The sequence below is a fragment of the Spirulina sp. 06S082 genome (assembly GCF_034932145.1).
Taxonomy (GTDB): Bacteria; Cyanobacteriota; Cyanobacteriia; order Cyanobacteriales; family Spirulinaceae; genus CCY15215.
In genome coordinates this window covers 1-8,313 of sequence record NZ_JAYGHV010000431.1, presented here as the reverse complement: position 1 = coordinate 8,313, position 8,313 = coordinate 1, and the positions used below count along the sequence as shown (strand labels likewise).

Sequence of the window (8,313 nt, the reverse complement as noted above, 5' to 3'; positions counted from 1 at the left end):
TGACCCAAGACGCGATCGCCCCCGATCGCAAATCGCCAATTAAATCTGAAGCATATTTTTCTAAATAACCACAAGTTCGCAGAACTAACATGGGAAAATTTGTCCCGACTCCTCCTATAGACGGATTTTTTAAAGCAAATAATAAACAAACATAATGGCGAGATAAACTATCAGCAATGCTTAATGTATCGTAGGGCATTGCTAACAAGGGACGATAGAGTAAATGATTGCTGCGAATACTTCCCACCGTTACGGGACCGTAATCAATGCCGCCACTGGTGACTCCTTGAACATTAATTCCATTGGTTGTTAATAGCTTGCCAAATCTAAATTCTCTGGGGGGATCTTGTTGTTTACTGCGAGCTTCTAAAGCCGCGATCGCAAAACCAAAAGCCGCTAAATTCGGTTTGCCCAAATTCTTCTGATAGCGTCGCGTCACAGGAATTCGTTTTTGTTTCCCCGTGGAACCACTGGTCAAACTAACGTAAACCACCGGATCGGGATTGAGAATATTTTGTTCTCCCTTAGCAATGCGCTCCGTATAAGGATCGTAACTACTATAGGGAAGAATGGGAACGCGATCGCGAAACTGCTGTACCGTTGTAATCTTGCCAATGCCAAACTTTTGCCCCAATTCCGTATCTTGATGCGATCGCAGCATCTCCAACAAAAACTGTTCTTGTACGGCTTCAAGAGAGCGAGTTTTGTGGATAAAATTAGTTTTGGCACGTCGAGTAATGGCACGTAAAACCGGAAAAATTAAATCGGGCATTGGTTGAACAATAACGAGCAGTAAATAATCAACAACAAAAGCAGAAAAATTGCGCTAACCCCATGAGTTAGCGCATTAACTTGTGTTTTAGCTTACCTTGTCCGTGGAAGCATAAACCGCCTCTCGCGTGGCGACCATTGCTTCCACCAACCGATCCATGTCCTCCCGCGTATGGAGAGCATTTGCCGTAATTCGCAGACGAGGTTTAGCAATAAACCATATAGGAGAAACCCAAATCCCATATTCATCCATTAAATGGTTGGCAAAGGGCTTCGGGCTAAGTTCTGGGGGTAAAATAACCGGAATCACATTAGTTTCGCCGATCGGATTAAATCCTGCCTCGTATAAGCACGATCGCAAATAGCGCGTATTCGCCTGTAACGTCTGGACAAGTAGGGGATTTTGTTTAACTTGACGAATACTGGCCAACGCAGCAGCAGTAACCGGAGGAGGCAGAGAAATAGTACCGATGGAAGTGGGGGACGCATCCAACAGGTCGATTAACTCCCGAGAATGACTACTAATGGCGGCTCCAGCCGACGCAGCAAACTTCGAGAAAGTCGTCATGATAATCGGTATCATGCCGCGATCGAGAACCGATTGAGGGGTGATGCCGAAATGCTCGTAAATTCCCCGTCCTGTCTTGCCGATCGCGCCACTAGCATGAGCCTCATCCATAACGATGACACTACCGGGATAGTTTTCTAAAATATCCAACATTCCAGGTAAAGGGGCGATATCCCCATCCATCGAGAAAACGGCATCGGAAACAAGCATAATGCGATCGCCAGCACGGACATAACGACGCAATTTGCGCTCTAAGTCATTGAGATCGCAGTGACGATAGGCTTTAACTCGGACATCGGGACTTTGGCTGAACATTTTCCCCGACCGATTATCAGCATTGGCAATGGCAGAAACAATACAACCGTGATTAAGAATATCGGTTAAAATTAACGTTTCTCGCGTATTGCGAAAGCCCGGTACGGTAATCGCCAAATGACAGAATCCATCCATTAAGGCTTGCATCGCCATCCAAGCATTGAGAAATAGCTGGGTATGGGGAAGATGCTTAAAAGCCGAGATTTCCTCTTCGAGTTGGCGATGAATGTCAATGCGACCGCTCAACACCGAGCAAGAACTGTTAGAAGTACCATATTGCCATATCGCATCAACGGCTGCTTGTTTGACTTCCTCTGATTGAACCAAACCCAAAACATCATTCGTGCAGAAGGTGAGGAGCTTATGGCGCTTCCCTGTGGCCGGGTCTTCAACGTCAACGAAATTGCCCTGCTTGTAATGGCAGATGAATTTGTCTGGATAAAGCCCGCTTTTGTAAAGGGCTTGCATATACTCTTGGACAACTTTCACTGTGTATTCTCCTCATCTCCTAGTCTCTTTGATGATTCTAATAGGGTACATTTCCGCGTGCAGATTTTGGGGATCGAAGATCCATTTCCCATAATGGTCATCGGTAATAGGGAATTGGCTAATTTGCCCCTCTTCCTGTTCTTCCTTTGTTCCTTTTTTGGGGTTTTCTGTTCCCTACTCCCTACCCCCTACTCCCTACTTCCCTACTCCCTACTTCCCTAAAACCCTTCTCTATCATCCTTTTCCGCTTTCTTGCGAATCTCGTCAAACATGATCTCTTCAAAAATTAGAGTTCCCACAATACGGTTGAACTCTTCTAGCTGACGCATATCGCGATCGCTAAAACTGGTGCGAAATCCTTCGGGAATATCTTGATAATCTTCTGGGCGATGGTATTCCGACGGATAACCGGGTTTTTTCTTATTTACCAGTTGCAAAATTCCCATTAAATCGTTTTCTTGATTGAAAATGGGCATACAGAGCAAACTACAGGTTCGATAGTGGGTTTCTTTATCGGATTGCATGGCCATGGCAGAACGTGCCGTATCGTTATAAAGGTCGAAATCCACTTTGAGAATTTGGGAATTATATTCGGGATTATTACGAGGATTTAAGGCGTATTCGGCGGCTAAACCCGCATAACCAGCACCGATAGGTAGGGGAGGGATACTGAAGAGTTGCAAGCCTTCATTGCCCACATAGCCCTCGCTAATTAAGGTTTCATCATCGCGATCGAAGCGCCATAAAGTACAGCGATCGGCATTGACTAATTCTCGGGCAGCTTTCATGACTTCTTCGGCGCTGTTTTCTCGACTACTGTTTAAGACCCAATGCTGTGCCTGCATTAAGGCGGAGGCATCCTGCTGGACTTGGAACATTTGACAGAAGGAAAGACAGCCCTGGAAAAAATGAAAAAATGAGTCGGAGGTGCGATAAAAGTTGTCGATATCGGCATGAACAAACCCTTTATAATCTGCTTTTGAGCGATTGATCTTTCTTTTCGGGGGAAGATTCTTGCTCAGGAAGGATACCGTTTTCATTAATTTCCGGGATGCTTCGATCACCGCTACCAATTTTCCTCGGCGATCGCTGACGGGGAAAAATACAGAAGAACGATCGTATTCTGCTGTTGGGATCGTACTGGGAATATGAATGTATTTACTTTTCTGCCAGCGTGCAACTAAGGCGATCGCGTTATCATCTTCTAGGGAATATTCGATGCGACGAAAGTGGGTGGTGTGTTCTTTCCTTTCGGGTAAAATTGTCCAGAGTTTATTCACATTTGTATCGAATAAATAAACCCGCGCTGTTTTTGCACCGAGGGCAATACGAGCGACTTCTGACATATTTTTTAAGCTGGAATAGAGAATTTCGTAACTCTCCAGTTCGGAAAATTGCCTGGCATTTTGTAACACCATAGCTGCTTGAGTATTAAAGGCTGCCATGCGTCGTTCGTCGTCTTTGCCAAAGCTAATTTCAAAACATTCCGGGGCTTCGTCGGTATAGCTTGGTGTGGGCTTGGAAAAACCTTCTCGCGTCTTATTGACCATTTGAGTGACACCAATCAGTTTTTTGCGCTGAGGAGAAGATTCGTCATACCCCAAAACGGGCATACAGAGTAAACTACAAGTGCGATAGTCATTTCCAAGATCGAACTGTTTCGCTGTTGCAGACCCCGCTTGTTCGTAAACGTCAAAGAGAATATTCAACGGTCGATAATTTCCATTTTGTGCCTGTTTGGCCACCTGACCTGCAAACCCCTGACCGACTTTGAGATAGGTTTCCTTCACCCCCCCATCTTCCGCCGGAATTTCTGTCCACAGTTGTTGCTTGGTGAAATCCAAGATCCACAGGGTTGAGCGATCGGCATTTAATAACTCTTTCGCTGCATTCATAATCTGTTGCAGGGCTTCGCTAAATTCTTCGCTACTTTGGCTCAGGGCTTGAGCCGCTTTGGTGGATTTAACGCTGCCTTTGAGATGTTGCGTGAGGTTATAGTAGATTTGAATGCCTTCTAACATTCTCAGAATCGTTGAAGAGGAAACCAGTTGTAAAAATTTCTTTTCGTCTTCTGGGGTAAAACCAAGACTGCTGTATTGTTCGGCATCATTTTCTTGGGGATTGAGAGGGGGGACGCGATCGCCTTTGCGAAGTTTATTAATAAATTGAATCACCGCAAAAACTTCATCCTCTTCATTTTTTAAAGGAATGGTTAACAGGGTATGGGTTTTAAAGCCAGTCCTGCGTTCTTGTTTTCTGATTTCTTCGGAATTTTCGTGTACTCTTGCCGGATAGGGAATATTCAGCGATCGCCCCATCTCCGCCACTCGTCCAGAAATTCCTCGACCCACGGGAACCGAAATTTCTAGAGGATTGTTGGGCTGTTGCCTGTTGCCTGTTTCCTGTTCCCTGTCTTGAGCAAAAATCGACCAAAGGCGATCGCGATCCTCGTTAATAAAATAAATCGTCGTGCGTTCTGCTTCGAGCCACGTTCCAATATTACTAGCAATAGAACCTAAAGCCAGACAATACACCCGTCGCAGTTCCTCTAACCATTGAATATTTTCCTCAATATTGGTAGATTGAATAATACTTTGGCGTTGCTTGCGAAGTTTGATCGCATCCCGCGAAATTTCTTGTTCGAGATGAGAAATAGCTGCCGCGAGGGGAGAAGATTCTCCTGAAGGGAGGGAGTCCGATTCTGGAGTAGATTTATTTTTAACAATTAATTGGGGAACTAAAGGCTGAGGGAGATTTCCTCTAATTTTCACCCGTTCCGCTTGTAGTGCCAAACACCCCATTTCAAAGGCTTCGTTAACCCCTTCACCATAGCCAATCCAGCGATAAAACTCCGTGGTAAATAAATTTGCCCCTTCCCCTCCCATATCCGCATCAATAGCGATGGTAGCTTGAATACAGTCGGAGATCGCGTCAGCTTGTAGCACCGACAAACAGCGATCGAGAATGACGCATTTCACCGATCGCCCGAATTGCTGAAAGAGTTGTGTGAGTTGCCCTGGATCGAGCAGGCGAGCATCTTGGGTTTCGCTGGCAAAAATCAAGCCTTCTAGGGTATCTGCGCCGCAAAAATGGATTAAATGAGGTTGTTTTTGGGCGATCGCCAGGGTTAAATCTTCATAAAAGATGGCGGGGAGTTTTTCAACGCTAATCTCTTTGCCTTGGGGGGTTTTCCGTACTACCTGTTGAATTCTGCTGGTTTCTTGCTCTAACTCTGTGGGTTTTGTCGTGTGAGGACGAGCAGATACGACTAAAATTTTGCTAATGGGGAGATTCTGTTGGCGAGAAATAGGCGATCGCAGCGCTTCTTTGGAGAGTCCCTCAAATTGAAAACCTTGCGTCCACAAAATTTTATGTTTCCCCGTCGCTAGTCCGCGAATCGTAACAATATCTATTCCTCCCGGTTTGAGTGCCAACATTTGTTTGCGAACCCAGTTGAAGAGTTTGTGTTGTTGGTAAAGTTGTGCCCCCTCGAGAAAAATTCGCAAAGCGCGATCGCGGCGATCGATACGACTATCCATGCCTTTAGGATTGAGTTTCTCGTTGAGGAGAAGCGCGATCGCTTGCGGATTCCCTTGTTTCGCTTGCTGAAATAAATTCGAGGGCATGAGAAGAAGAGGAAAGAGGGAAGAACAAAACCTTTAACCTTTCTCCTTTTTACTCTGAGGATAGTGTTTTTTTCAATACTTTCAATTTCGACTGCGATCGCGCTTTGGTTCGCTGTCCTAATTGTCAGATACCCTTTGAGCTTGCTTTTCTCGTTTTGGATTGCGAGGCAGAGAGAAGGGATAAAAAGCGATCGATTCATTTAGGTCTCATGATTACTCCATAAAACCTCAAACTCACACCCTTTCAAAGCAACATTTCCGGTTTTAGTGAGTCAATCTTTCTCGATTTCTGACAATTTTTAGCAGAGGAATCTCAAAAGAGACGGTTTTGGGTAATTACAGAGAATTTAAGCGATCAAGTTTTGTTTTTGATAGATAATGCAGAACCGGGACGATTTCCGAAGATTGGAAATGGTTGCGACCTGCACCCGATGCGAATTATTTAGTAAGGTATGTTAATAGCGCACTCTAGTGAATTGGTGGCAATACGGGCAAAAGTGATAAAGGAGAAATGGGATTTCTCAAAAACCTAATGTAAAATTCAGCAACCGATAGTAGTTCTTATCACAAAAACTGTTATAATCAATTTCGTTAACTTCGGATTAGAAGGATTTAACTAATGTCAAAAAGCAAGTTTAAGTTTGTAGCACGGTTAATAACCCTAGTCATTACTGTTACTATTGGCGTTTTTGTACAATTGAATTTTGTAGCGTCGGCAAGTCAAGTTCAGATATCACCTAATTCAGAGGGATTTCCGTTTGTTTTTGTTGAAATACCCAATGAGCTTACAGGCGATCCCTACCAGCCAAATTCAGTGAAATCTCCGGGTAATTGGTATAACGTAGGCGAAGTAGAACTCATGGATATCCAAGTAGAGGATCCAGAGCTTGACAGTGCGATAGAGATTGCACGAAAAGATGTGAATACAGCCTATGACAAAGTGGTAGCTTTGGGACAGCGTGCTTGCCCACCCATAGGCGGCTCAACCTCTTTACCATCATCCTCTGGGGCTATAGGAACATATAATTGGTGCGAGGCACAAAACGGCTTCGTAGCAGGGAATCGAAATTCATGGTGGGGATGTGTAGCCACGCCTTTAAACCAGGAATACATTGACAAATTGAGGGCTAATTGTGGCACTCTAACAAACTTCGTAGACAAAAAGAACATGGGGTATACCCTGATCCGCGATCAAAGATACGAGGCGAGTAACGGACCAGGGTTCACTATTGAAGCTGGAAACAGTGTCCAGCAGACGTTCTCTGTCACCTACGGCTCTCAATCAATTACAGAACAAACTGTCGAGGAGTCAGTAGGCTACACATTTGGAACAGAGAAAACAAGCAGTATAAATGGTGGATTAGTCTTTGGTGGGAAAGGCCTAACTGGAAATATTGGCATCTCCAAGGACACAACAACGAGAGAGGAAATTTCTAACGTGTTACGGACATCTACAACAAACTCTCAAGTTACCACAGAAACGAGCTCGTTTTCACAAACTGACACATTATTTGGTTGTCAAGTGGGTGCTCGCTACGTTCCTTGGGTAGTTCGAGATCAGCTTACTTTAATTCGTCACTTTGACAATCGTCCGGTGTCGGAAGTTGATGTTTTGGGATCCAACACAACGAGAAGGTATTTCTTCTACAAGAACGGGCAGCCTCCAGAAAATCCCGGATGTTAACAAATTAGAGTGTGTTAATGAAATGTAACGCACCATAAAATCTCAAAAATTCCTAGGATTGCATGAGCGTAATCCTAGGAAATTTAGATGATATCGAGAGGTCACGGACTTCCCACTATGCCGATAAAAAACTATTGTTCTTCGTTTATAGAAAACAATAGTTTTTTATATAAAACCAAAAACCGGAGAACTAGCATTTATTGTATCTCGGGCAGCAGTACAGGTGAAATCGTTGTGCACTCCCTAAAACTAGATCCTTTATCTCATCTGGAGCCACGGTAAACATTTTGTCGGGATCGCCAGCAATGTCAACTTTAATCGTGACATCATGAGTGCAGCTATTAACAATAAGAGCGCCATTGTCATTATATCGGGCATCTGTACATGTTGGTAAGGGCTTTCTGTCATTTGATCCACAGTTATCGGCTAAACTAGGGGATGCAGTAAAGGCAAATAGCAGGCAAACCATACAAACGATTCGTACAGTTAACTTGATAAATCTAATCAAAGCATTCATTACAATTGTTTCCTCAATACAATAGGATAAACTTGATTTCGGACTTGAATCAACTCCATGCAATATTTAGACATACATATCTCACATCAACTCCTATTTACAGTTTTTCTTAAGATTTTGCCCACTTAGATTCTCTGATACGAGATTTTATCCCACCTTCCACACTTCGTTTTAAAACATAACTTGTAAATAGTAAGGTGCGTTAGTGGAACGTAACGCACCTTACTGATTATTGTTGGTAAAGTTGCGCCCTCTCGAGAAAAATTCGCAAAGCGCGATCGCGGCGATCGATGCGACTGTCCATGCCCTTCGGATTGAGTTTCTCGTTGAGGAGAAGCGCGAT

Annotated in this window: 4 protein-coding genes; 1 reads left to right on the top strand and 3 read right to left on the bottom strand. The window is 44.1% G+C overall.

The window, feature by feature from the left end; genetic code table 11:
• The 3 genes from VB714_RS26070 to VB714_RS26060 form a co-directional block, all read right to left on the bottom strand.
• On the bottom strand, window positions 1-772 hold a 772-nt coding region (locus VB714_RS26070), incomplete at its 3' end, for a GH3 family domain-containing protein (protein WP_323228147.1).
• Between the two features lie 87 nt (window positions 773-859).
• Window positions 860-2,143, bottom strand: coding sequence for an aminotransferase class I/II-fold pyridoxal phosphate-dependent enzyme (locus tag VB714_RS26065; protein ID WP_323228146.1), 1,284 nt, complete (start codon window positions 2,141-2,143; stop codon window positions 860-862).
• A 218-nt stretch (window positions 2,144-2,361) separates the two neighbouring features.
• A complete protein-coding gene (locus VB714_RS26060) occupies window positions 2,362-5,769 on the bottom strand; it encodes a GAF domain-containing protein (protein ID WP_323228144.1) in 3,408 nt (1,135 codons plus the stop codon).
• A 619-nt stretch (window positions 5,770-6,388) separates the two neighbouring features.
• On the opposite strand from VB714_RS26060, the gene VB714_RS26055 reads away from it, so the two are divergent.
• Complete coding sequence (locus VB714_RS26055; protein ID WP_323228143.1) at window positions 6,389-7,453, top strand: hypothetical protein; 1,065 nt, start codon at window positions 6,389-6,391, stop codon at window positions 7,451-7,453.
• Window positions 7,454-8,313: the final 860 nt, after the last annotated feature.